At 70.7% G+C, this 22,020-nt stretch carries 21 protein-coding genes; 17 read left to right on the forward strand and 4 right to left on the reverse strand.

Going from position 1 to position 22,020, the window contains the following annotated elements:
- Positions 1-458 precede the first annotated feature (458 nt).
- A complete protein-coding gene (locus H299_RS0122470) occupies positions 459-1,949 on the forward strand; it encodes an NsdA family TPR-like regulatory protein (protein ID WP_027750237.1) in 1,491 nt (496 codons plus the stop codon).
- Between the two features lie 210 nt (positions 1,950-2,159).
- Entirely contained in the window at positions 2,160-3,440 is a 1,281-nt protein-coding gene (lhgO, locus tag H299_RS0122475) for an L-2-hydroxyglutarate oxidase (protein ID WP_027750238.1), read from the forward strand.
- A gap of 87 nt (positions 3,441-3,527) precedes the next feature.
- Here the strand turns inward: lhgO and H299_RS0122480 are convergent, their stop codons facing one another.
- Positions 3,528-4,112, reverse strand: a complete 585-nt coding sequence (locus H299_RS0122480; protein WP_027750239.1) for a hypothetical protein — start codon at positions 4,110-4,112, stop codon at positions 3,528-3,530.
- Between the two features lie 154 nt (positions 4,113-4,266).
- Here H299_RS0122480 and trmB point away from each other — a divergent pair, with 154 nt between their 5' ends.
- The 4 genes from trmB (at position 4,267) to H299_RS0122500 (ending at position 8,393) form a co-directional block, all read left to right on the forward strand.
- Positions 4,267-5,100, forward strand: coding sequence for a tRNA (guanosine(46)-N7)-methyltransferase TrmB (gene trmB, locus H299_RS35640; protein WP_486587376.1), 834 nt, complete (start codon positions 4,267-4,269; stop codon positions 5,098-5,100).
- 232 nt (positions 5,101-5,332) lie between these two features.
- Complete coding sequence (locus tag H299_RS35645) at positions 5,333-5,686, forward strand: ArsR family transcriptional regulator (RefSeq protein ID WP_037760094.1); 354 nt, start codon at positions 5,333-5,335, stop codon at positions 5,684-5,686.
- Positions 5,683-5,952 (forward strand): hypothetical protein, encoded by a 270-nt coding sequence (locus H299_RS0122495; RefSeq protein WP_027750240.1) that lies wholly within the window; start codon positions 5,683-5,685, stop codon positions 5,950-5,952. Before H299_RS35645 ends, H299_RS0122495 begins: the two co-directional genes overlap by 4 nt.
- Positions 5,953-6,104: 152 nt before the next feature.
- Complete coding sequence (locus tag H299_RS0122500) at positions 6,105-8,393, forward strand: MMPL family transporter (RefSeq protein WP_078512946.1); 2,289 nt, start codon at positions 6,105-6,107, stop codon at positions 8,391-8,393.
- Between the two features lie 69 nt (positions 8,394-8,462).
- Here H299_RS0122500 and H299_RS0122505 read toward each other — a convergent pair whose 3' ends face one another.
- Complete coding sequence (locus H299_RS0122505; RefSeq protein ID WP_027750242.1) at positions 8,463-8,933, reverse strand: hemerythrin domain-containing protein; 471 nt, start codon at positions 8,931-8,933, stop codon at positions 8,463-8,465.
- Positions 8,934-9,142: 209 nt separating this feature from the next.
- On the opposite strand from H299_RS0122505, the gene H299_RS0122510 reads away from it, so the two are divergent.
- The 3 genes from H299_RS0122510 to H299_RS38555 all read left to right on the forward strand — a co-directional run bounded on the left by H299_RS0122510 (position 9,143) and on the right by H299_RS38555 (position 11,410).
- Positions 9,143-9,994, forward strand: a complete 852-nt coding sequence (locus H299_RS0122510; protein ID WP_027750243.1) for a GNAT family N-acetyltransferase — start codon at positions 9,143-9,145, stop codon at positions 9,992-9,994.
- Between the two features lie 256 nt (positions 9,995-10,250).
- Positions 10,251-10,964, forward strand: a complete 714-nt coding sequence (locus H299_RS38550; RefSeq protein WP_486587378.1) for an HNH endonuclease — start codon at positions 10,251-10,253, stop codon at positions 10,962-10,964.
- The gene (locus H299_RS38555) at positions 10,961-11,410 is read left to right on the forward strand and encodes a very short patch repair endonuclease (RefSeq protein ID WP_078512949.1); all 450 of its coding nucleotides are present in this window, start codon (positions 10,961-10,963) and stop codon (positions 11,408-11,410) included. The genes H299_RS38550 and H299_RS38555 overlap by 4 nt, the downstream gene beginning before the upstream one ends.
- On the opposite strand, the gene H299_RS0122515 is transcribed toward H299_RS38555, so the two are convergent.
- The gene (locus H299_RS0122515; protein ID WP_027750244.1) at positions 11,345-12,550 is read right to left on the reverse strand and encodes a DNA (cytosine-5-)-methyltransferase; all 1,206 of its coding nucleotides are present in this window, start codon (positions 12,548-12,550) and stop codon (positions 11,345-11,347) included. The two genes, H299_RS38555 and H299_RS0122515, sit on opposite strands and share 66 nt — an antisense overlap.
- 161 nt (positions 12,551-12,711) lie before the next feature.
- Between H299_RS0122515 and H299_RS0122520 the strand changes: the two genes are divergently transcribed.
- Complete coding sequence (locus H299_RS0122520) at positions 12,712-13,443, forward strand: HNH endonuclease (RefSeq protein WP_027750245.1); 732 nt, start codon at positions 12,712-12,714, stop codon at positions 13,441-13,443.
- A gap of 101 nt (positions 13,444-13,544) precedes the next feature.
- On the opposite strand, the gene H299_RS0122525 is transcribed toward H299_RS0122520, so the two are convergent.
- Positions 13,545-14,171: an ATP-binding protein gene (locus H299_RS0122525; protein ID WP_027750246.1), complete on the reverse strand. Its 627-nt coding sequence runs from the start codon at positions 14,169-14,171 to the stop codon at positions 13,545-13,547.
- Positions 14,172-14,383: 212 nt separating this feature from the next.
- On the opposite strand from H299_RS0122525, the gene H299_RS0122530 reads away from it, so the two are divergent.
- The 7 genes from H299_RS0122530 (at position 14,384) to H299_RS0122555 (ending at position 22,008) form a co-directional block, all read left to right on the forward strand.
- Positions 14,384-15,229 carry a Scr1 family TA system antitoxin-like transcriptional regulator gene (locus H299_RS0122530; RefSeq protein ID WP_027750247.1) on the forward strand — a complete coding sequence of 282 codons (846 nt, stop codon included), beginning with the start codon at positions 14,384-14,386 and terminating at the stop codon, positions 15,227-15,229.
- Positions 15,229-15,441 carry a DUF397 domain-containing protein gene (locus H299_RS38560; protein ID WP_078512950.1) on the forward strand — a complete coding sequence of 71 codons (213 nt, stop codon included), beginning with the start codon at positions 15,229-15,231 and terminating at the stop codon, positions 15,439-15,441. The genes H299_RS0122530 and H299_RS38560 overlap by 1 nt, the downstream gene beginning before the upstream one ends.
- 97 nt (positions 15,442-15,538) lie before the next feature.
- Positions 15,539-15,988, forward strand: coding sequence for a Scr1 family TA system antitoxin-like transcriptional regulator (locus H299_RS40580; protein ID WP_486587377.1), 450 nt, complete (start codon positions 15,539-15,541; stop codon positions 15,986-15,988).
- Positions 15,989-16,165: 177 nt separating this feature from the next.
- The gene (locus H299_RS37700; RefSeq protein ID WP_027750249.1) at positions 16,166-18,763 is read left to right on the forward strand and encodes a protein kinase domain-containing protein; all 2,598 of its coding nucleotides are present in this window, start codon (positions 16,166-16,168) and stop codon (positions 18,761-18,763) included.
- Positions 18,760-20,094 carry a CHAT domain-containing protein gene (locus H299_RS39705; RefSeq protein ID WP_027750250.1) on the forward strand — a complete coding sequence of 445 codons (1,335 nt, stop codon included), beginning with the start codon at positions 18,760-18,762 and terminating at the stop codon, positions 20,092-20,094. The genes H299_RS37700 and H299_RS39705 overlap by 4 nt, the downstream gene beginning before the upstream one ends.
- The gene (locus tag H299_RS0122550; RefSeq protein ID WP_078512951.1) at positions 20,091-21,125 is read left to right on the forward strand and encodes an alpha/beta hydrolase family protein; all 1,035 of its coding nucleotides are present in this window, start codon (positions 20,091-20,093) and stop codon (positions 21,123-21,125) included. Before H299_RS39705 ends, H299_RS0122550 begins: the two co-directional genes overlap by 4 nt.
- A gap of 43 nt (positions 21,126-21,168) precedes the next feature.
- Entirely contained in the window at positions 21,169-22,008 is an 840-nt protein-coding gene (locus H299_RS0122555; RefSeq protein WP_027750252.1) for an MOSC N-terminal beta barrel domain-containing protein, read from the forward strand.
- Positions 22,009-22,020: the final 12 nt, after the last annotated feature.

The following is a 22,020-nucleotide window of genomic DNA, read 5'->3' on the forward strand; positions in this document are numbered from 1 at the left end:
CCCGGCCTGCTGGGCGGAGAAGGAATATGCCGGGTGAGTCAACCGGTGTCATTCAGCCAAATCTGGGTCCGGGGGACGACCACGTCCCCCGGACCGAACCGCCGTCCGCGGGGAATGAAGACGGCGTTCTCCCCCAGCCCGCTCGTACGGTTCAGCGGGCCGACCCACGCGACTCACATGGAAGCGCTTCCGCTCGGGCGGGCACAGAGCGCATGGGCGGGCGCATGGCCACACACCAGGAGCACATGCCCCATCCCTCCGTAAGACGCCCCCCGGACACGGACACGAATCCCGCCATCCGGGATATCAACCCTTAACGGTCGGGATGCGGCGAACTACGCTGGGTCGCAGTAACTTTCCCGTGCCAAGGCGAACGGGTAAGCCCCTGACCGGAGTTGGAGGTCAGGGGTGCTCCGCGTTCGTCACGGGGCGGCCGTCGGTGTGTGTCAGGGGTGCGCATGTCCAGGGAGCCACGCGGGCCGAATGAGAAGCTCGGCACCGTTCTCGCCCTCGCAGGAATCAGCAACGCCGGACTGGCCCGCCGGGTCAACGACCTCGGAGCCCAGCGCGGTCTGACGCTTCGTTACGACAAGACGTCGGTCGCCCGGTGGGTCTCGAAGGGGATGGTGCCGCAGGGAGCGGCGCCCCACCTCATCGCCGCCGCCATCGGCAGCAAGCTGGGGCGTCCGGTACCACTGCACGAGATAGGGCTGGCGGACGCCGATCCGGCGCCGGAGGTGGGTCTCGCGTTCCCGCGCGACGTCGCGGCGGCGGTCAAGGCCGCCACCGACCTGTACCGGCTGGATCTGGGCGGCCGGCGCGGCGGCGGCATCTGGCAGACGCTCGCGGGCTCGTTCGCCGTGAGCGCCTACGCCACGCCCGCCTCCCGCTGGCTGATCACCCCGGCCGACAGCTCCGTGGCGCGGGACACCGACGCCGCCCGCGCGGCGGCGGCAGCCGCTGCCGCCGCCGCGGCACTGAGCGGCGGCGCCGCGGAGAGCGGTGAAACGGGGTCCCAGGGACCGAAGTTGATACGTGTCGGCCACACCGACGTCTCCAAACTCCGTGAGGCGGCCGACGAGGCGCGCCGCTGGGACTCCAAGTACGGCGGGGGGGACTGGCGTTCGTCGATGGTGCCCGAGTGCCTGCGGGTGGACGCCGCACCGCTGCTGCTGGGCGCGTACTCGGACGAGGTGGGCCGCGCGCTCTTCGGCGCCACCTCCGAACTCACCCGCCTGGCCGGGTGGATGGCCTTCGACACGGGTCAACAGGAGGCGGCGCAGCGGTACTACATCCAGGCGCTGCGGCTGGCGCGCGCGGCGGCCGACGTACCGCTGGGCGGCTACGTGCTGGCATCGATGTCACTCCAGGCCACCTACCGGGGTTTCGCGGACGAGGGCGTGGACCTCGCGCAGGCCGCCCTGGAGCGCAACCGGGGCCTGGCGACGGCCCGCACGATGAGCTTCTTCCGGCTGGTGGAGGCCCGCGCCCACGCGAAGGCGAACGACTCGCAGGCCTGCGGCGCGGCCCTCGCCGCCGCCGAGGGCTGGCTGGAACGCTCCCGTGAGGGCGACGCCGACCCTTCCTGGCTGGACTTCTACTCCTACGACCGCCTCGCCGCCGACGCGGCCGAGTGCTACCGCGACCTGAAGGCACCGCGCCAGGTGCGCCGCTTCACCGAGAAGGCGCTCTCCCGTCCGACGGAGGAGTTCGTACGTTCGCACGGGCTGCGGCTGGTCGTCTCGGCCGTCGCGGAGCTGGAGTCGGGCAACCTGGACGCGGCCTGCGCGGCGGGTACGCGGGCGGTGGAGGTCGCGAACCGCATCTCCTCCGCCCGGACCACGGAGTACGTCCGCGACCTGCTGCACCGGCTGGAGCCGTACGGCGACGAGCCGCGGGTGGCCGAGCTGCGCGAGCGTGCCAGACCGCTGCTGGTGGCCCCGGCGTGACGGGGCCGGGCCGCGGGGCCGCCGGCGGCCGGGGCACGGACACCTGCACCGGCCTTGGCGGCGGCATCGGCACCTGCTCCGACGCCGCGCGCGGAGAGCGGGCACCGCGGCCGTGGCCCCCGTGACCGCGCGGCGTGCGGCCCGTGCACCCGCCCGCGCCACCGCCGCTGCCGCCGCCACCGGTGCGGACTGTCAGTGGCGGCGGCCATGATGGGGGACGTGTTCAGCGAGTCCACGGCATCCTCCGCCGCCCCGGCCCCGGCCCAGCCGCCTGCCCGGGCGTACGACTGCGACGTGCTGGTGGTCGGCGGCGGCATCGTCGGCCTCTCGACGGCCTACGCGCTGACGCGGGCCGCGCCCGGCACCCGGGTGCTCGTCCTGGAGAAGGAGCCCAGCACCGCCCGCCACCAGACCGGGCGGAACAGCGGCGTGATCCACAGCGGTATCTACTACCGCCCCGGCTCGCTGAAGGCCCGCTTCGCCGCGCAGGGGGCGGCCGAGACGGTCAAGTTCTGCGTGGAGCACGGCGTTGCGCACGAGCTGACCGGAAAGCTGATCGTCGCCGCCGAGCGCGCCGAGCTGCCCCGGCTGCACGCCCTCGCCCAGCGCGGCCGGGAGAACGGCATCCCCGTGCGGGAGCTGGGCCCCGCCCAGATCACCGAGCACGAGCCGCACGTCCGCGGTCTCGCCGCGATCCACGTCGGGAGCACCGGCATCTGCGACTACGGCGCCGTCGCGGCGACGCTGGCCCGGCTGGCCGCGGAGGCGGGCGCCGCGGTGCGCTGCGGGGCCGAGGTCATCGCCGTCGACCGCCGCCCCGGCCGCGGAGTCGCCGTCCGTACGAGCGACGGCAGCGTGCTGCGTGCCCGCGCGCTGGTCAACTGCGCGGGGCTGTACAGCGACCGCCTGGCGCGGCTGGCGGGGGACGAACCGGGCATGCGGATCGTGCCGTTCCGCGGTGAGTACCACGAGCTGGCGCCGGACCGCGCCGGTCTGGTGCGCGGCCTGGTCTACCCGGTGCCCGACCCGGCCTTCCCCTTCCTGGGCGTGCACCTCACGCGCGGGATCGACGGCACCGTCCACGTCGGACCGAACGCCGTGCCAGCTCTCGCCCGCGAGGGGTACGACTGGGGCGCCGTGCGCCCGCGCGAGCTGGCCGGGACGCTGGCGTACGGGGGCACGTGGCGGCTGGCCCAGCGCCACTGGCGGTACGGCGCGGGGGAGCTGCGCCGTTCGCTCTCCCGCCGGGCCTTCGCGGCGGCGGTGCGCAGGCTGCTGCCCGAGGTGACCGCCGCCGACCTGCGCCCGGCACCGGCGGGGGTGCGCGCCCAGGCGGTGCTGCCGGACGGCGGCCTCGCCGACGACTTCCTGCTCGCCGAGGCCGCGCACACCGTGCACGTGCTCAACGCGCCCTCTCCCGCCGCGACGGCCTCGCTGCCGATCGGCCGCGAGATCGCGCGGCGTGCGCTGCGTACGCTGGCCCCCGCCTGACCACCCGCCCGCGCGGCGCCGCACGCCCGTCGTCGGCCTGCCGCGCTTCCTTCGCCGCTGCTTCCCGGCGCGCCGCGTCCCGGCACCTCACTCCACGTCCCGGACGACGCGGAGCCACCCCAGCACGGCCGCGCCGAGCAGGAACGCCTGGACGCCCGCCGACACCAGCACCGGCGGCGAGACCCACCCCGCGCCGTCCGCCGCCACCGACAGCCCGAAACCGGAGAAGGCGAGCAGGGCCAGCCCGAGACCGCCGTAGCTCACCGCCATCTGGAACCACAGCGCGCCCGACTGCCGGGTGACGTCGACCACCTCGCGCCCGGCGTACGTACCGATCCGGGCGCGGTGGGCCGCGGGCAGTCCACTCCGCGCGTAGAGCGCGTCCTCGACGGCGATCGTGGACGCGAGCCGGGCGTTGCTGAGCGCCACCAGGACCACGTGGTAGGCGTGCAGGAACCACAGCGGGAGCGGGCTGGAGGCGGCGACCCACGGACCGACATCGGCGGATTCGGTGCCGAGGGCGACGGCGGCCAGGCTCAGATACGTCAGCTGGAGGGCCAGCAGCGCGAGCCGGGCGGTGACGAGCATCGCGCCCTCCTGCCGCTCCGCGGTGTAGAGAGCGGCCAGCGCGCCGAGCCGGTCGGCTCCGGCGGCCTCCCCCTCGTCGGTCATCCGCCCCCCAGCCGGTCATCCGCGACGACGCACCTGTCCACGACGGTAGCGGGCGGCGGCGGCCCTCCGCGCGGGAACGGGCGCTTCGGCCCCGCCGCCGTGCGCCCCGCCCCGCCCCGGGCTCCGCGCGCCCGCCCGTAGAATCGGCGGCACTGTGTCCGAGAAACGTCCCGACCCGCCCGCCGCGCCGCCCGGCGCCCGCATGTTCGCGCCCGGCGCGGGCCCCGCCGCCGACCCGGCGGGCGCGCACCACGAGCGCCGCATCCGCAGCTTCCAGCCCCGCCGCAGCCGCGTCACCCGTGGTCAGCGCGGTGCGCTGGAGCGCCTGTGGCCGTCCTACGGGCTGGATGTCGACGGGCTCGCCCGCCTCGACCTGCCCGCCCTGTTCGCGCCTCTCCCGCCGGACGCGCCGATCGTCCTGGAGGTCGGCTTCGGCATGGGCGAGGCGACCGCGCGGATGGCCGCCGACGACCCCGGCACGGGCATTCTCGCCACCGACGTGCACACCCCGGGCCAGGGAAACCTGCTGCGTCTCGCGGAGCGGGACGGGCTGTCCAACATCCGGGTGGCCAACGGCGACGCGGTGATCCTGCTGCGCGAGATGCTCGCGCCCGGCTCACTCTCCGGACTGCGTGTCTACTTCCCGGACCCCTGGCCCAAGACACGGCACCAGAAGCGGCGGATCGTACAGCCGGAGTTCCTGGACCTGGCCGCCAACGCGCTCGCACCGGGCGCGCTGGTGCACCTCGCGACGGACTGGGAGCCGTACGCCGAGCGCATGCTCGACCTGCTGCGCGCCCACCCCGCGTACGAGAACACCCAGCCGGACACCGGGACCTCCACGCCCGAAGACGGTGACGGCTTCGCCCCGCGCCCGGGCTTCCGGCCGCTCACGCGTTTCGAGGGGCAGGGGCTGAAGCACGGGCACCGCGTGCGTGACCTCCTCTTCCGCCGGCGCGCGGAGCCCCTGCCACCGCTGCCGCACTGAGCGACGCACCCGCGGGGGACGCCGATCCGGCGGTCCCCCACCCCCCGCACGCCCCGGCTTGCCGGGGGCAAGCGGAGATGTTCCCGGTATATGCCGCGCGCCCCCCTATGGCCGCACGCCTCGCACGCCCCCATGCGCCCTCCGCGGTCACCGCCGGGCGCACACCCCGGACCGCTCACGCCAACCCAGCACAGCACCTGCTAAAGTTCTTTTGCATGTGCAGGATTTGGCCATGAAGAACCCCGCACCCACGGGTGACGCCCTGGTGCGCGTACTCGCGACGCTCTCCAACCCGCACCGCCTGCGCGTCGTCGCCGCCCTCGCGGGCGGACGGAACTACGTGAGCAGACTGGCCCGCGAGCTGGACATCAGCCGCGCCCTGCTCCAGGTCCACCTCAAGCGCCTGGAGGCGGTGGGCCTGGTGTCGTCGCAGCTGGAGCTTTCGGAGGACGGGAAAGCGATGAAGTTCTACGAGGTGCACCCGTTCGCGGTCCACCTCACGCCGGACGGCATCCGAACCGCCGTGGAGACGCTGCACCTGCCGGAATCCGCCACACCCACCGAGGAGAAGGGAACCGGAGAATGAACGAACACGAGTGGCAGGAGATCATCGGTGTCATCGGGATGTTCGCACTGCTCATCACCGTCGTGACGGTGACCATTTCGCAGGTGGCCAAGAGCCTGCGGGCCAAGGCTGTGCTGGCCCGCGACGACTCGTACAAGAAGCTCGCCGAGGCCGCCCTGAGCACCCAGCAGAACACCGAACTCCGGCTCGCCGAACTGGGCACACAGCTGACCGAGTTGCAACGCCGGATGAGCGCGCAGGAACGCATCCTCAAGGACGTCGAATAGCCACCGCCCCACGGCAGCCGGCCACGGACCGGCTCTGATCAGACCCTGGGCCGCCGAGCGGCAACTCGGCGGCCCAGGTAACGGAAGACGCACCACCTCGCCCGCGGGCGAGCATCCACAGGAACGCTCCTCCACCCGAAGGAGAGCAGCTCATGCTGCGCGAAAGCAAGCCGGCCGATCCGTCGCCCGGCACCGTCACCTCACCCGGCACCGTCACCTCACCCGGCCCCATCGCCCCACCCCCCGCCGCTGCCGCCGACCGGCGCAACGGAATCTTCGAAGCCCTGGCCGCCTGGTCCGTACGGCACCGTGCGCTCACGCTGACCGGATGGTTCGCGCTGATCGCGCTCACCGTCCTCGGCAGCTCTCTCGGCGGCGTCCCCGCCGACACCGTCGACCCGGGTGAGGCGGGTCGTGCGGGCGCGATGGTGCGGGACGCGGGGGCCCAGAACACCACCCGCGAGAACATCCTGATCCAGTCCCGGGACGGGGGTGGCCCCCGCTTCGCCGACGACCCCGACGTACGCGCCGCGACCGCCGATCTCGTCGCCGCCCTGCGCGACGGCCCCGCGGCCACGGGCGCGGCCCGCGTCGGCTCCCCGCTGAGCGACGGCGCGGAGGGCCGCCGCCACCTGTCGCAGGACGGCCGCTCCGCGCTCGTCACCTTCGACATCACCGGCGTCGGCGAGCGGTTCGCGGCGCATGAGGAGGCCATCGGCGAGGCCCTGGCCGCGGTGCGGGAACGCCATCCGGAAACGCGGCTGGCACAAGCGGGCGACGCGAGCCTCTCCGGCGTCGTGGAGGAGGGCATCAAGGACGATTTCCAGCGCGCCGAGTACCTGTCCCTGCCGCTCACGCTGCTGATCCTGCTGGTCGTCTTCGGCTCCGTACTCGCCGCCGGAATTCCCCTGCTGCTCGCCGCGACCTCCGTGGCAGGGGCCTTCGGACTGCTGCAACTCCTCGCCCCGCTGGTCGCGTTCAACAGCGCCGCCTCCTCCATGGTGCTGCTGATCGGCGTGGCGGTGGGAATCGACTACTCGCTCTTCTCGCTGCGCCGCGTGCGCGAGGAACGCGCCGCCGGACGCGGCATGGACGAGGCGCTGCGCATCACCGCCCGCACCTCCGGGCGCGCCGTGCTGGTGGCCGGCGTGACGGTGATGGTGTGCGTGTGCGGGCTCTGGCTCACCGGCGTGGACCAGCTCCAGGGCCTCACCGTCGGCACCGTCCTGGTCGTCGGCCTGGCGCTGCTCGGCTCGGTGACCGCACTGCCCGCGATGCTGGCCACCCTCGGCGACCGGGTCGTCCGCAGCCGCATCCCCTGGCTCGGCAGGCGGCGCGCCGAGGCCACCGCCTCCCGCCGGTGGGGCGCCATCGCGCGGGTGGCCGTCCGCCGACCGCTGCTGACCGGCGGGCTCGCCACCCTCGCCCTGCTGATCGCGGCGGCCCCCGCGCTGGACATCCGGCTCCAGGACGCGGCCGTGACCGAGAGCCTGCCGCGCGACGCCTCAGCGACGGTGGACGCGGCGGTCCGCATGCAGGAGGCGTTCCCCGGCTCCCCCGCCCCGGCCCGGGTCGTGGTGCGCGGCGACGCCGACCCGGCCCAGCTGCGCCAGGCCGTGGCCGGTCTGCGCGCCGACGCGGCGAGCGGCAAGGACCTGCTGCACGAGCCGATCACCGTCACGCCCGGCACCGGCGGCCTGACCGAGATCCGCGTACCGCTGGCCGGCCCGGGCACCGACCCCGCCTCCGTACGGGCCCTCACGCACCTGCGCGAGGATGTGCTGCCCGCCACCGTGGGGAAGCTCGACGGGGTCACGTACGCGGTCACCGGACGCACCGCGCTGCCGCACGACTTCGCCGAGCAGGTGAACGACCGCACGCCGTACGTCTTCGCCTTCGTCCTCGTGCTCGCCTTCGTCCTGCTCCTGGCCACCTTCCGCTCGCTGGCCGTCCCGCTGGTCTCCATCGCGCTCAACCTGCTGTCGGTCGGCGCGGCTTACGGGGTGCTGACCTGGGTCTTCCAGGACGGGCACCTCGAATCGGTGCTCGGCTTCACCTCGTATGGCGGCGTGGTCAGCTGGCTGCCGCTGTTCATGTTCGTGATCCTCTTCGGGCTGAGCATGGACTACCACATCTTCATCCTGAGCCGCATCCGCGAACGCCGCCTGACCGGCGGGAGCGTGACCGACTCGATCGTCGGCGGCATCTCCAGCAGTGCCGGAGTCGTCACCAGCGCGGCGGTCATCATGACGGCGGCCTTCTCCGTCTTCATGACGCTGTCCGCGATCGAGTACAAGATGATGGGCGTGGGCATGGGCGTGGCCATCCTCATCGACGCGACCCTCGTACGGGGCGTCCTCCTCCCGGCCGCACTCGCCCTGCTGGGGCCCCGCGCCTGGACCCTGCCGCGCCGCAGGACCCCGGCCGCCACCCGCCACTGACCTCGCCCCGGCTCCGACGCCGAACGCGCCCCCGTCCAGAGAAAGTTGGACCGGGGGCGCGTTCTGTGTTCACAACGGGCCCAGCACCTCCGCGGGCGACGCGTCCAGGTCCAGCGTCTCCAGCACGCCGAGCAGTTGCCGCTCCTCGTAGCGGAAGTGGCTCTCCATCAGGGCGGCGATGCCCTCGAAGTGGGCGTCCAACTCCGCCGGTTCCGCCGCCCGGTCCACCGCGGCACGCAGACCGGCCAGGAGACTGCCGATCATCGAGTGGTCCTGCTCCAGCGAGCGCAGCACCGGGCGCAGCGAGGGATACGCTGCGGCGATGGCCGGGAACAAGGTGCGGTCCTCACCCCGATGATGGCCGTCGAGGGCGGCACAGAAGCCGTGGCAGTACAGCAGCAGCTCACGGGTGGCCGCCTCACCGGCGGTACCTGCGGCGAGGGAGACGCGGGTCACCTCCAGCGCCTCGCGCAGCCGGTGGTGCACCTGACGCAGTTCCTGGCTCCAGGCGACGAGCCTGGTCGTCTCGCGCTCAGTCACGCGAGAACGAAGGGTGCGACGAACTCATCGTCGACCTCCTTCGATACGGCGCCTCCATGCCTGACACGGCCTGCCACCGGCACGCGACGCTCCGGCCAGACTACCGTGCTCCGGTCCGCGGCAGGGGTTCGGCGTACGGGGTCCGCAGAGGGGTAGATTGCGGGTTCAAGTCCTGCCATATTGGCCTTCGTTCCGTGGGAGAGCGACCAGTGACCGCATTCGACATCAGCGTCGCGAGCGCCGAGGACCTCCGCCTCATCGCGGAGTGGGCCGCGGCCGAGGGCTGGAATCCGGGCGACGCCGACCAGCGCGTCTTCTTCGCGGCCGACCCGCACGGCTTCCTCGTCGGACGCCTCGACGGCGAGCCCATCGCCTGCATCTCCGTCGTGCGCTACGGCACCGACTTCGGGTTCCTCGGCCTCTACCTCACCCGCCCAGCGCTTCGCGGCCAGGGCTACGGCAGCCAGCTGTGGCGCGCGGGCATGGCGCACCTGCACGCCCGCACCGTCGGCCTGGACGGAGTGGTGGCCCAGCAGGTCAACTACCGACGCTCCGGCTTCCGGCACGCCTGGAACAACATCCGCTACGAGGGCACCCCCGCCGCCACCGCCCCCACGCCACCCGCCGGCCTGACCCTCGTCGACGCCCGCACGGTACCGTTCGCCCAACTCGCCGCCTACGACCGGCGCTTCTTCCCCGCACCCCGCGACAACTTCCTCGCCTCCTGGATCACCACGCCCGGGCACACCGCCCTGGCCGCCCTCCAGGACGGCGAACTCCACGGCTTCGCCGTCCTGCGCCCCGCCCGCACATCCTCCCGCCTCGGCCCCCTCTACGCCGCCTCCCCCGACGTCGCCGCCACCCTGATCACCACCCTGGCCGCCACCGCCCCGGCCACCCCGCTGACCATCGACGCCCCGGACCTCAACCCCCGCGCCGCCCACCTGCTGACCCAACTCGGCCTCACCCCGACCTTCGAGGCCGCCCGCATGTACACCGGCCCCACCCCCGACCCCGACCACACCGCCCTGTACGCGGTCACCACCCTCGAACTGGGCTGACCAGGGTACCGTTCCGGGTCCGTCATCAGTTCACTGACCGAGCAAAGCAGGATATGTCTGTCCTGACAGTTACTGCCGGAAGGCGCGGCAGCAGGGAGGCTTTGACATGAAACAAAACGGCGAACCGGCAGCGGGTGAGGAAGCGGAAACGCCCCTGCCTGAGCCAGGGACACCGGAACTGCTGAGTCTCCTCCCCGACGCGTCGCACCGAGTGATCTACGAGTTTCTACACCAGCGTCGGAATGCTCCCCCAACGATGAACGAGATCCGAGCCCGAGTCGAAGAGGTGACAGGAGGGCCGCTAGCACAGACCGATCGTCGCCTACGCGAGCTTAGAGTTCATTTCGCTGTCAAAACAGTTCGCTCCGGGAAGAATCATCGCTACTTGCTATGCGGCCGGTCAAAAGTGCGTGGAAAACAATCCCGTGGGAAACTGAGCAGCCGGGTCCGGGCCCAAGTTCTCGCACCCCAGCGGTGCGCTCAGTGCGGGAGGTCTCCACTTGACCACCATGTCGCCTTGGTAGTCGATCACAAGTTGCCACACGACTGGGGCGGCACAGATGATGTCGATAATCTGCAGCCGCTCTGCGAGGAGTGCAACTCAGGTAAGCAGGCATTCTTTGCCACCTACGATCAGTACGCGCAGCAGATCAAGGAGTCTGCCACGTACGATGATCCGCACAAGCGGATCGGTGAACTCCTCAAAGCGTTCCATGGCGATTGGGTGCCTTCGGAGTTGATAAAGGTAGTTGCCTCAATGCAACAATACCAGGATGACTGGCAAAGACGGCTCCGCGAGATCCGCAATCTTGGCTGGGTGATCACAGCGCGGAAGACTACTGACCCAAAGACAAGACGTTCCCTCTCCTGGTACCGAGTCGAGCGTTGGGAACCATGGCCCGACGGCCCCATCAGAACGGAAATCAGCCGACGGGAGAAGGAGAGAAGGGATTTTACGAGTCCTTCATGAGCAGCACATGGGACCGTCCAGAAGGGTCGTGGGCATCCTCGGATTCCCGTCGTCGGAACATGCAAGCAATTCGAAGCCGGGACACGCGGCCTGAATGGCTAATCCGCAGAATTGTCCATGCGCAAGGGCTCCGGTACCGGGTGGCGGCACGGCCACTGCCTGACCTTCGCAGGACGGCGGACATGGTCTTCCGTCCCGCGAAGGTGGCAGTGTTCATCGACGGGTGCTACTGGCACGGGTGTCCTGAGCACTACGTGCCGCCCAAGACCAACGTCGGCTACTGGTCTGGCAAGGTAGCCCGCAACATAGCGCGAGACCAGGACACCAACCGGGCCCTCAGCGAGGCCGGCTGGACCGTTCTCCGATTCTGGGAGCACGAGTCACCCGACGACTGCGCTCGCAGCATCGCCGATACGGTCCGCCAGATCCGTCGTACTGGTTCCTGACTGCTGAGGAATGTCGGCGAAGAGCACTTCGTTCCCGTCTTCATCCAGCTCTGCCGCCTCAAAGCACGGCCTTTCGGCCCCTGCTACCAGCGCAGCATAGATCCTCTCCCCGATCGCCTGCGCCACCGGCGGCGGAAACGCATTGCCCACCTGCCGGTATGCTGCCGTCTTACGCCCCGAGAACTTCCAGGTCTTCGGAAAACCCTGGATGATCGCCGCCTGGGCTACCGTCAGCTTAGGACCGATCAAGTTTCCGTCAGGATCGGCGCTGTATAGGTCGCGCCCGGCGTCCACCATTTCTTCCGGATTGTTCGCGACACCCATGGCGTCCACGCCCAGTTGACGCCAGGCTTGTTTCGCGCGCGTCGGCCCCAGGTCTGCACCGCCGTGCTTTTTCGATCCTCCCACCAGCGTCGGGGCAACGCCTTTACTGGCCATTGCATACCAGCGCTTGTAGGCCGCACGCCCTTCCGGCGAAGTGCCGAACCTCTTGCGCATGGAAGGCGCGAGAGCCGTGGCAACGCTGACACGATCCGCCTTCCCCGGCTCCGGCCATTCAAAATGACCGGCATAATCAAGCCTCAAGGCAATCAGGATCGAACGTGGCCGCAACTGCGGGACGCCGTAGTCGCACGCTTCTACGACCTTCCAGCCACGGATCACGTACCCGGCATCGCGCAATCGTCGTTTGATGAAATTCTCGCGGTAGTCACGGAATTTATGCCGTGGCTCCAGCAGCCCCCGGACGTTCTCGATCATTACCGCGCTGGGCTTGAGGTAATCGACCAGGTCAAGCATGCAAGGGAAGAGGTCACGATCGTCATCCTGCCCAAGCTGCTTGCCCGCCGCAGAGAACGGCGGGCAGGGAACACCCCCGGCCAGCAGGTCCAGATCGCCTTCCTCCAGCCCAAGACGCTTCGCCAGCTCTTCGGGCTGGAGCCGGGTGAGGTCTTCCTGGAGCACCTGGCAGTCACCCCAGCCCTTCCGGCTGGTCACGTTCAAGCGCAGCGTGTCGCATGCGTTGTCATCGATCTCAATCAGGCCCAGGTGCTGGAAACCCGCCTTGTGCAGCCCAACAGCCTGCCCGCCAGCTCCGGCGCAGATCTCCACTGAGGTGAACGGCCGCCCCGTCCGATTCATGCACCCTCCTTCTGAACTTCCCACGGACACTCATTGCAACTGCTCTTCACAGAGGGTGACATGTCCCACTGACAACGCGCCTCCCTCAGTGTGTGCCACGCCGCAAGCTCCACCAGCGTCGGCCTCCCCCACGCCGAACGAACACCCATACGATATTGCCCATGAAGAATCCGGCCTGGGAGTGGGATGAGCTCGTCCTCGCATGTGCCCTTGTTGCGAGAAACGGGTGGAAAGAGCTGCGCGAAGGGGACCCGGCCGTGCGCGACCTCTCCGCGCTGCTGCAACTGCCGGCCTTCCATGCCGCCGAGGTCCGCGCGGCCCAGTTCCGCTCTGCGGGGAGCGTCAGCCGGAAGACTACCGACCTGGCAACGGCACATCCGTCCTACAAAGGCGGGCGGACGCGTGGCGGCAGGCTCGACCCGCTTGTGGTGACCGCCTTCCTCGCACGTCCTGCTGAGATGCAGGCCTCCGCAGACCGGATACGGGCCACTGTGCAGAGCGGAACACTGCTGCCGCCAGACCTGGACGACGGCAGCGAACACGGCCGGCTCACGGCGCCGGAGGGGCACCTCCTCGCTCGCCTCCACCAGCAGCGCGAGCGGAATCCGGGGCTCCGACAGCGGAAGATCGAAACCGTGCTGACAGCGAAAGGGGCCCTGGCCTGCGAGGTCTGTGACTTCAACTTCCATACGTTCTACGGCAGCCTCGGACATGGCTACATAGAGGTGCACCACGTGCTTCCGCTGCATGTTTCCGGTGAGGTCCGGACGTCCCTCAAGGACCTTGCGCTGCTCTGCGCGAACTGTCATCGGATGTGCCACAGAAGTAGCAGCTCCGCAGAGCCCTGGCGCACTCCAGTCGAACTGCGCGCGCTGATACAGGAGGTGCGCTGAGGCGTGTGTGAGTGGGTGGCAGTGTGCAGACCGACGCCAGCGTGGCGCGGCGCACCCGTGTAGTGCTTGCCCCGCCCGGCGCTGCCCGTTGCTCCACAGCATCAGGATGCCTCGGCGTCGAATCGCAGTTGGGCGTTTGCCAGCACCTCGTCGGGGTCTCGGCCCTGTGCCGCCAGCCAGTGGAGCAGGTCGGCGACGAGGCCGGTGGCCTGGGTTTCGAGCACCGGGAGACTACGGGTCTGCGAGGGCGCCGGACCACCTGAAGCAAGGCAGTAGCTTTCCAGCGCCCCCATCGCGCGCTGTTTCCGCCGCCAGTTCCGGTCAGCCTGCAACGGAAGCTCGCACCAGACTGCCTTCCCGGCCGCAGTGAGCAGCGTCCCCCAGCCGAGCCCCAGTGCTTCGAGGAGCAGCAGCCCGCGGCCGTGCTCGTCACCCAGGGCAGGCTGCCCCAGAACCGGAACATCATGGCTTGTGTCGTGAACCTCCACTCGAAGACAGCCGACCCCGGTCGCGAGGACGAGCGACGCCTGTGCTCCTTCACCTACGTGTTCAACGACGTTGGCAGCCAGCTCACTCACGGCCAACTGCGCATCACCAACCAGTTCGGGCAGCCCCCAGACCCTGAGTTGATCCCGCACCTCACGGCGAATCGAATGAAATTCCGAACTTTTTGCTTCGAATGGCATTGCCCATCGAAGGCCAGGACCGGCGATGTCATCACCATGCATGGCTGCGCCCCTTCCCGTGCCACGTCAGCGCTGCATCTGCCGTTCCTGCCCGGCTTAACCACGTGGCCTGTGACAGGAAGTATGGCATTGAGAAGTATCCCTGTGTAACTTCTCATAGACTCGTTCGAGTGAATCAAGTGGTAGCGAATCTCTGTCCAGCAATAGCCTGCGCTGGCAATATCCACATAGATGATCTTCAGTGAGGGACAGTCATGCCACCGAGGGCAACGACCCGGCGCCGACAGCTCGGCGCGATGCTGCGGAAGCTGCGCGCCCGCACGGGCATGACGCTGGAGGAGGCCGGCACCCGGGTCGGCGTCTCCAAAGCAACGGTCAGTCGCTACGAGACTCAGGCAGGCCCGGTGAAGTGGCTCGTGGTGGATGCCCTTTGCCGCGAGTATGGAGTGAGCGACGCTGAACGAGGAGCCCTCGTCCGTCTGGCCAAAGACGCCCGGCAGCAGGGTTGGTGGGACTCCTTCGCCGACTCGATTCCTGAGGACATGAACCTGCTGCTCACTCTTGAGGACGAAGCAGTGCGGGAGGACCACTTCGCCTGCCTCTACGTACCGGGGCTGCTCCAGACGCGCCGGTACACAGAGGCTGTGCAGCACGCCTCCGAGATGCGGCTTCCTCCAGGTGAAGTCGACCGCCTGGTCGACATCCGGATGAAACGCCAGGAGATCCTCGGCAGAGCCAAGCCGCCTCACCTCTGGGCGATCCTCGATGAGTCCGTGATCCGTCGGGTCGTCGGCTCCCGCAGCATCATGAAGGAGCAGTTGGATCACCTGACGAGAGCGAACCACTCTGCTGACATCACCCTCCAGGTGCTTCCGTTCGCGAAGGGTGCTCACTCGGCGGCCATGGGCAGCTTCGTGGTCCTCGGCGGCGCGGAACCCTCCCTGGACGTCGTGTACGTCGATATCCATGTGGGCTCGCTCTTCATGGAGAAGGACGAGGAGCTTGCGCGATACCGACTTGCGTTCGAGTACCTTCGGGCTCAAGCCTTGGATATGGCCGCGTCGTCGGCCTTCATCGAACGTGTCTGTGAGGAGTTGTGATGCGCGCTGCGGAAACACCCATCTCTGACGACGCCTGGTTCAAGTCGTCACACAGCGGGGCAAGCACAACCGAATGCGTGGAGGCCGCGATCGTGCCGGGGTGCACCGCCGTACGAGACAGCAGACGTGCTGGTGGGCCGGTATTGCGGTTTACGCCGGAGGCGTGGCAAGAGTTCCTGGCACAGATCGTCACAAGTCAGGTGACGGGATAGCACGTGGCCCGCCTGCCCTGAGGCGCACCACAACCTCAGGACTCCAGCAGGAGTGCCGGTCACTAGCCCCGTGCGTGCGGGAGGTGGCGTCGAGGCTGTGGAGCGCCACCAGTCGTGGGCCCTGCGTACCCACAAGTGCGATTTCGTCCCAGGGCTGCTCCAGGCCGAGGCATACGCACGGGAGCTGCACGTCGCCTCGTCGGCACCCTCGTCTGATGACACCGAGCGAATGATCGCGGTCCGTATGGAGCGGCAGGAACTGCTCAAGCCCGCCTTGCCTCCCGACCTCTGGGTCATCGTGCAGGAGTGGGTCCTGCGCCACACTTGTGGGCGGCAGAGATGCGATGCGAGGACTGACTTCATGACCGAACCCACTCAGCTCCCTTGGCGCAAGAGCAGCTACAGCAACGGTTCCGGGGGCAACTGCATAGAGATAGCCACCCCTGATCGCGTGGTGGCCGTGCGGGACAGCAAGGACCCCGCCGGTCCCGTGTTGCGGTTCACGCCTCGGGCATGGCGATGCTTCGTGGCAGGCGTGCGGGGCTGAGCACGAACGCCCCGAAGCCGCGGGCATGGTGGCGCCCGATGCCCAGCAGGCCGCATCCGGACCTGCTCGTGTCCTGCCGTCGGGCGGTGGGGCGTCGTAGCATGGGCCTGTATGGAGGGTGAATCCGGGCGGGAGCGGGGGGCGTCGGTTACGCCGCGTGCGGTGTCGACGGTTCGGGTGAGCGCGCCCGACGGTTCGGTGCTCGGCTCGGGCATCCTGGTGTCACCGCTCTACGTGCTGACGTCCGCGCATGTCCTCCCGGGTGCCGAGGGGGCGGGCGGTACCCGGGAGTGCCTTGTCGATGTCCCCGGTCTGACGGGCGCCGCGCCCGTGGGCGCCACCGTGGAGTCCGCGATGGTGCGGGCGGGCCGAGGCCCGTCCGGAGGCTCGGGCTTCGGTGCGCTGCTACGCCTCGCGCAGTCGCTGACCGGAGCGCGCCCGGTCACGTGGGGAAGGCCGGAGGAGCTGCGGCCGGGTGCCCTGGTGTACGGGTTCGCCGCTTCCTCCCGCCCGCGCGAGGAGCCGGTCGTCACGCAGTGGCGGGTCGAGGGGTTCCGGCCCGACGGTGTCCGGGTGGCCCTGCGCCGGGACGAGTGGGTGCCCTCGCCCTCGGTGCCGCTGGTGCCGGGTTCCGCGATCGTCAATCCGCAGGCTCCGGATCGCGTGCTCGGCATGATCGTCGAGACCGAGCAGCGGGCTCTGGCGCGCGGGCCGGGCGCACCGGGCGTCGGGCCGGACGTGCGCGCCGCGTCGATGGTGATGGGTGTTCAGTTACTCCCCGACTACCTGGTGTTGAGGCATGGACTGGCCGGAGCGTTGAGCAGTGCGAGGCCCGTTCGGCGCGCAACGCCGCCTCACGAACTGCCCACCCCGCCGATGCCCCGGGGCGAACTGCTCGGCCGCCGCTACCGGGTCATCGGCCCGCTGGCGCGGGGCGGGAGGGGCTGGCTCCACCTGGCCGCCGACGACAGTCCGGAGGAGGGGAGCGCGGGCGGCGGCACGGCGACGGATGCCAGTGCTGCGGAGAGCGGACCCGCCCAACGGCTGGTGGTACTCAAGGAGTTGGCGGACGAGACCGCCCAGGAGGGCGCGTCGGGCCGGGCCATGGCGCCGGAACGCGAGTTCATGTCGCTCGTCCGGCATCCGCACATCGTCCGCATCCAGGACCTCGTCACCCACCAACGGCCTTACGGGCGGCGCGAGTCGTCGTACATCGTAATGGAGTACGTCGCCGGACCCACGCTGAGCCAGCTGATGCGCTCCGCACGTGCCGGGGGCCCGCCTCTGCTGATCGAGCAGGCGCTCGCGTACGGCACCCAACTGCTGGAGGTGCTGGGTCATCTGCACCGGCTGGGCCTGCTCTACTGCGACCTGAAGCCCGGCAACGTCATCCTGCGGAACGGGCACATCACGCTGATCGACCTGGGAGCACTGCGGCGGATCGACGATCAGCACTCCCCCGCCGTCGGCACTCCGCACTACCAGGTGGCGGAGGCCGAGATCCACGAGCGCGGGCTGTCCGTGCGCTCCGACATCCACACGGTGGGGACGACGCTGCGCGCCCTGGTCGAAGCGGCGGAGCGGTCGGACGGCGCGGTGCGGCACACCCCCGCCGGGCGCGCGCTGCACCAAGTCCTCGACCGGGCCACCGCGGCATACGACGAGCGCTACGCCTCCACGGAGGACATGTGCGAGGACCTGACGGACGTACTGGAGGACGTACTCGGCGAGCAGCGCGCCGCACCGCGCCCCGAGCACGGCGGGTCCACCGAGGAGCTGCGAGCCGAACTGGACCGGGCCGTCGAGGCGGGCGACGCGGCGTACGAAGCAGGCGAGGCGGTGCGGGCGACGCGGGAGTGGGGCCGCGCGGTCTCGCTCGCGCACGCGCTGGGCGTCCGCGCGGTGCCGACCTTGCTGCGGCGGCTGGCCGACATCATCGATCCCGCGTGGGGTGTCATCCGCCTGAAGGACCCGGGCGAGAGGCGTCGTCCACTCACGCGAGGGGAGGGTGGGCCGTTCAGCGAACGGTCGCTCGGCACCAGGCACCCGACCCCCCAGGTGGACGTTCCGGGCTCCGAGTTCGTGGACACGGGTGCGGCCCCTCCGTTGACGCTCGACGACCGCGCGGACACCTGGGCAGGGCTGCTGAGAGGCCCCGTGTCCGAGTCCGTGTCTTTGACGTCGACGTCGCGAACGACATCCGTGTCCCGGCCTACGGTGCGGCCGATCCACTTCGTCACCATGAGGGGCGGGGCGGCCTTCGCGGTGGGCACGGCGAATATCGTGCAGACCAACTACCTCCAGGAGCCGTACTCCCCCGATCCGGGCCTGCCGTTCACCCGCGCGCACACCACCGTGCCGCCGCCGCTCAGCGAGCCGCGCATCGAGCGGCTCGGCACCGCCTCGGCCCGGGTCGGCGAGCCGGTACCGGTCGCCTTCGCGCTGACGGCTGCCGCCAGCCGCGACGCGCGGAGCACCCGCGGTCTTCCCGAGCCGCCGCTGCCGGAGACGGTGAAGCTGCGGGTGCTGCTCGACGCCGGTTCACAGGCGGCCAGTTGGCCGGTGACGCGGCTGGTGGAGCTGAGACGGGACGGGACGACGGAGCCCGTGCCCTTCGACGTGGTGCCCGCCGAGGCGGGGCGCCTCGGGCTCCTCTTCCGTGTCTACCGGGAGGCGGACAGCGAACTGCTGCTGGAGGTGCGCTCCGAGCTGGAGGTCCTCGCCCCATCGCCTTGGCAGCTCGCCCTGTTCGGGCCGCAGGGGCCGCGCGCATGAACCAGCTGCTGCCGCACGTCGTCACGCACGACCCCGCACAGGGGATGCGCCGGGCCCGGGGACCTTCGTACAACCGCTCGCGGACGGCGCACCTGCGCTTCGTCCGGGACCGGGACGAGCGCTACTACACCGTCCAGGCGTGGGGCCCCGCCTTCGAGGAGACGGGCGGCGGCGGGTACCAGGCGCGGCTGGCCGCCGAGGCCGGCAAGCTGCGGGGCGGTATCGCCGCGCTGCGCGCGGAATGGCAGCGCACGCTGATCGAATACCAGCGGGCCGACCCGGAGTCGGGCCGCACCTGCCATCCGTACGTGGACGACTGGCGTACGAGCGCGCGCCTCCCGCAGGAGGCGCGCCGAGAGGTGTGGCTGGGTCTGGCGCGGGCCGGGCACAGCCTCTTCTCCCTGCTCTTCCACGGGCCGGACGCGGCGCTGCAGGAGATCACCGCCCAGCTCACGGAGGCGCTGCGCGGGGGTCCGTGCGTGCTGACGATGGAGTCGGACGACCTGTACGTGCCCTGGGGCATGCTCTACACGCCGCCGGACGCCGCCGACGACCTGTTGCGGGATCTGGCCGAGGACCCGGCCGAGGACCCCTGGTCACTGGAGGGCTTCTGGGGGTACCAGCACGTCGTGGAGCACAACTTCTCCCGGATGCCCGGCTTCGAGAGCCGGATCGCGCTGCCGGACGGGGAGGTGGCGGTCGGGCTGAACGTGGACGGCCGGGTGGACGAGGAGTATCCGCGTACGGAGTTCGTCGGCGCGCTGCCCGGCATCTTCCAGGGCTGCGACCGGCGTTCGCGCGTGCAGGTACGGGAGCGGAAGGTGGAGCTGGCGCGGGCGCTCAGCAGTCCCGAATTCGCCGACCACATCAGCTACTTCGGCTGCCACGCCGAGGTCGCCACGTCGGCGCGCGGCCCCGGGCAGCCGTACTTCGTGCTGGGTGACGACGAGAAGATCCACGTGTCCGACCTGGCGGGCTGGCGGCCGGTGGAGAAGCTGCCGCAGCGGCCGGTGGTGTTCGTCGCCGCGTGCCAGGGCGGTCAGCTGGGGTCCGACTTCTATCCGTCCTTCGGACGGCAGTTGCTGGACATGGGCGCCCGCTGCCTGGTGGGTCCGCAGATCGACCTGCCCCGGGACTTCGCCCGCGAGTACACCGCCCGCTTCTTCACCGCGTTCCTGGACAAAGGCGGCCGGATCGGGGACATCACGCAGTCGCTGGCACGGGACTTCGCGCGGGAGCACGGGAACCCGCTCGGACTGATCTTCTCGCTGCACCGGGGCGTCGACGTCCACCTGTGGTCGCCCGACGAGGAGCCGGGGGTGGCCCGTTGAGCACGGAAGCCGTGCGGTCGCCGACGGTGCTCGACCTGACGGAGGCGGGCGACCTCCTCGACCCCGACGCCGCGCGTGGCCCAGGCGCCGCGCGCAGCCGCAACGCGGCGGGTGCGCCCGTACCGCCCGCCGCCGTACGCAGCTTCCTCGCCGACCGGCTGCGGGTGCCCGAAGGGGCCACCGACATCGTGGTGTTCGTCCATGGCTGGCGCAACACACCCTCACGTGCGCTGACTTCGGCGCAGCGATTGTTCGACCTGGTGGAGGCGCAGTACGCGCGCCGCCCCGGCGCGTACCCGGCGCTGCCGCGCTGGGACGCGCACTACGTCGTGGTGCGCTGGCCGTCGATGAGCAGCCCGCTGCCGCACGGCTACCGCCGCATCCGCGACCGCGCGCACGCCATGACGACCCAGGGCCGCGCGGCCGAGGTGCTCGCCCAGCTGCTGGGCTACCTCAACGAACGGCGGCGCCTGCCCGGCGGCCCGCCGACGCTGCGTACGGCCGGGGGCCAGTACCTGCACTGCGTCGGGCACTCCTTCGGCGGGCGCTTCCTGACCCAGGCGGTGCAGGCCGCCGCCGACTCCCGTCCCGGAGTGCTCGGCTGGCAGCGCGCCGACCCGCGCTACCCGTACGCGGTCGACTCGCTGCTCGTCTTCCAGATGGCCGCCTCGCCCGGCATCTTCGCCGAACGCCTCCCTCGCCTCCTGTACGACGCCCCGGTCAACGGGCCGATCGTGTTGACCCGATCCCGCGCGGACCGGGCTACGGGCCTGTGGCACCGGATGGCCGAGGGCACTCCCGGCATCGGGTACGCGGGGGTGGTACGGCCGGCCGAGCATGTCGGCGTCGTGCCGCTGCACGACACGGAAACCCCGTACCGGCGGGCCGAGTTGGACCACCGGATCGTGAATGTCGAGGCGGGTTCGCGGTTTCGGCGCGGGCGATGGTGGAGCCCGGTCGGCGCGCACTCGGACTACTGCCACCCGGAGTCGGCGCACCTGCTGCTCTCGCTCGCCGACCTCGCCCGCTGAGCGCGGCGCGGAAGCGCACCGGCCCAGCCCGTAGGCTGCGGATGTGGCCAGAATTACGGAGCTGATCTCCTACCCGGTAAAAGGGTGCGCCGGAGTCGCACTGCGCGACGCGGCCGTGACGTGGGCGGGGCTCGCGCACGACCGCAGCTTCCTGGTGATCTCGGAGGACGGCGTCTTTCGCAGCCAGCGCCGCAGCCCCCGGCTGGCCGTGATCCGGCCGGAGCCCGAGGCGGGCGGCGAACGGCTCACGCTGCGCGCACCCGAGGCCGAGCCGCTGCGCATCGAGGTGGCGGCGGACGGGCCCCGGCGCGCGGTCGAGATGTTCCGCAAGCCGTACCAGGGCATCGACCAGGGCGACGCCGTGGCGGCGTGGCTGTCGGCGGTGCTGGGCGAACCCAGCAGACTCGTGCGGGTGCCGCCGGAGCACAACCGGGTGACCGACGGGCAGACGCCCGGGACCAGCGGCTTCGCCGACAGCTCCGCGCTGCACCTGCTGTCGCTGCCCAGCCTCGCCCTGCTCAACGAGCGGCTCGCGGCGCGTGGTTGCGCGCCCCTGCCGATGGCGCGCTTCCGCCCGAACATCGTCGTGGACGGCTGGCCGGACCAGGACGCCGAACCGCACGCGGAGGACCGGGTACGCCGGATCGAGGCCGGTGGCGCCGAGTTCGGCTACGCGAAGCTCGCCATCCGCTGCGCCGTCACCACCGTGGAGCAGCGGTCCGGGAGCCGCGCGGGCCCGGAGCCGCTGCGTACGCTCGCCGACTACCGGCGGGCGGCGGAGGGGGGCGTCGCGTTCGGCGCGAAGTTCTCGGTGCTGCGGCCCGGCAAGGTGTCGGTGGGCGACGAGGCGACGGTCACCGCGTGGGGCGACTCCGAGTTCTGAACTGCCGTGCCC

This window comes from Streptomyces sp. CNH287 (assembly GCF_000424825.1).